This is a genomic window from Dietzia sp. DQ12-76 (genome assembly GCF_014145045.1).
Lineage (GTDB): Bacteria > Actinomycetota > Actinomycetes > Mycobacteriales > Mycobacteriaceae > Dietzia.
Window position 1 is genome coordinate 1 of the sequence record NZ_JAALDV010000473.1, and the last position, 2159, is coordinate 2159.

2 protein-coding genes are annotated in these 2159 nt (G+C 68.1%); both read right to left on the reverse strand.

All coding sequences use genetic code 11. From position 1 onward, the window contains the following. Positions 1-19: 19 nt before the first annotated feature. Entirely contained in the window at positions 20-1642 is a 1623-nt protein-coding gene (locus G6019_RS15045) for a sodium:solute symporter family protein (RefSeq protein ID WP_182612165.1), read from the reverse strand. After that, on the reverse strand, positions 1639-2159 hold a 521-nt coding region (locus G6019_RS15050), incomplete at its 5' end, for an AMP-binding enzyme (protein ID WP_182612166.1). The genes G6019_RS15050 and G6019_RS15045, both read right to left, overlap by 4 nt.

Here is a 2159-nt window from a genome sequence, read left to right on the forward strand (position 1 = left end):
AGCGGGATCAGAAGCGTGATCAGACATGGTCGTTCCTTTCGGTGGAGGCAGCCCGGGAGGACACTGCGGTGGAGGTGGCCCGACGGGACGCTGCGGTCGAGCCGGCCTGGGACGCCGCGGTGGTGGTGTCCGCAGTCGGGGCGGCCCCGCCGCTGAGCCGCGGGTCGGTCACGGAACTCCGGCCGCCGTAGAGGAACTCCAGGGTGGCGTCGGGGTGCCGGTTGGTGGTCATCAGCGACACCACGTAGAACAGCACTATCGACACGAGCAGCGAGATGCCGCCGACCTGCATGAACGCGGGAACGGAGATGATGTCCCGCGCGGCCAGGGAGGTGATGATCATGTTGCCGAGGATCGCGAACGCCACTGTCACGGTCGCGGCGGTGGCCGTGGCGCGATGCCAGTAGATGGACATGACCACCGGCCCGACGATCGCGGCGGCGAAGGCGGCCCAGCCCAGCGCGCCGAGCAGGAACACCACCTGCGAGAGGAACAGGGTGAGCAGGACCGACAGCACCACCAGGGTGAGGCTCGCGATCCGGCTCCACAGCAGCTCGCGGACCACCTTGATGCCGAAGGCGCCGGGCAGGTCGCGCATCATCGACGACGCGCCGATGGTGATGAAGCTCGAGGCCGAGGACATGATGGCCGCCAGCAGGCCGGTCAGCGCGATGCCGCCGACGATCGGGTTGGTCACCGAGTCGAGGAACCAGATGGCGGTGTCGTCGATGTTCTCGAGCTCGGGCGCGTCGCCGGTGAGGGTCATGGAGCGGGTGGCCAGGCCGATGCCGACGGAGAACAGGGTGGTGATGGCGTAGGCGATGCCCGCCACGGCCGCACCCCACTTGAGCTGGGTCATGTCGCGGAGCATGAGGAACTTGGTGAGCAGCTGCGGCTGGCCCACGGCGCCTACGAAGATCAACAGCCCGAAGGCGAAGATGTAGGTCGGCGCCTGGACGCCGTCGATCGAGAGCATCTCCGCGCGGCCTGCCGAGATGGTGTCGAGCATGGGGAGCCAGCCGCCGGCCACCTGGACGGCGAAGAAGAACAGCCCCACGGACATGACCACCATGAGCACGCCCTGCACGAGGTCGGTCCACACGGCCGCGAGCATGCCGCCGGCCATCGTGTACGCGGCCACGACCATCGATCCGATCCACACGCTGGTGGGGATCGAGGTGCCCAGCAGCAGCGAGATGATCACGCCGATCGAGGTGACCTGGGCGGTCATGTACGCGATCGAGGCGATGAAGATCGCGACCGACATGGTGGCGTGTGAGGTCCGGTCCTGGAACCGGACCCGGATGAGGTCGGGCACCGAGTAGACGCGGTGCTTCTTGCCGATCCAGTTGAGACGGCTGCCCAGCAGGAACCAGGCGACGGCGAAGCCGAAGGGCGCGAGCAGCCCCACGGCGATGAGCGCCTGCAGGCCCCAGGCGTAGGTCTGGCCGGTTCCGCCGACCATGCCCCAGCCGGACTGGATGGAGGAGAAGCTGGCGATGGCCATGACGAAGAAGCCCAGGGACTGCCCCGCGACGAGGAACTCCTTGGCCGACTTCATCTTGGTGTTGGCCCACGCGCCGATGGCGAACATGAGCACGAAATAGGCGAGCACGACGCCTATGACGACGGGGTTGTTCATGAGGGATCCTCAGGGGTCGGTCGGTTGTGGTCGTTACGCAGCGCGGCGCGGCGGATCTTTCCGGTGTTGGTGGTGGGGAGCTCGTCGAGGAACCGCACCTCCCGCGGGTACTGGTAGAAGGCGAGTCGCTCCTTGACCAGGGCCTGGATCTCGCGGGCCAACTCGTCGGTGCCGCTGGTCCCCTCGGCGGGGACGACGTACGCGACGATCGCCTCTCCGCGCAGCTCGTCCGGCACGCCGATCACGGCCACCATCCCGACCCCACTGTGGCGCAGGATCTGGTCCTCGATCTCGCCGGGGCCCACGCGGTAGCCGGACGAGGAGATCAGGTCGTCGTTGCGGCCGGAGAACCAGAAGCTCCCCCTCTCGTCGACCCGCGCCAGATCCCCGGTGTGCAGCACTCCACCGGCGGTCTTCTCCGCGGTCTTGTCGGGCGCGTTCCAGTAGCGCAGGAACGCGTTGGGGCTGGGCAGGCGCACGCAGATCTCGCCGACCTCACCCGCCGCGACCGGCTGGA

Bases quoted from the DNA above. Each gene is read 5' to 3' on its own strand.
- G6019_RS15045 (WP_182612165.1), bottom strand. From the start codon at position 1,642: ATGAACAACCCCGTCGTCATAGGCGTCGTGCTCGCCTATTTCGTGCTC.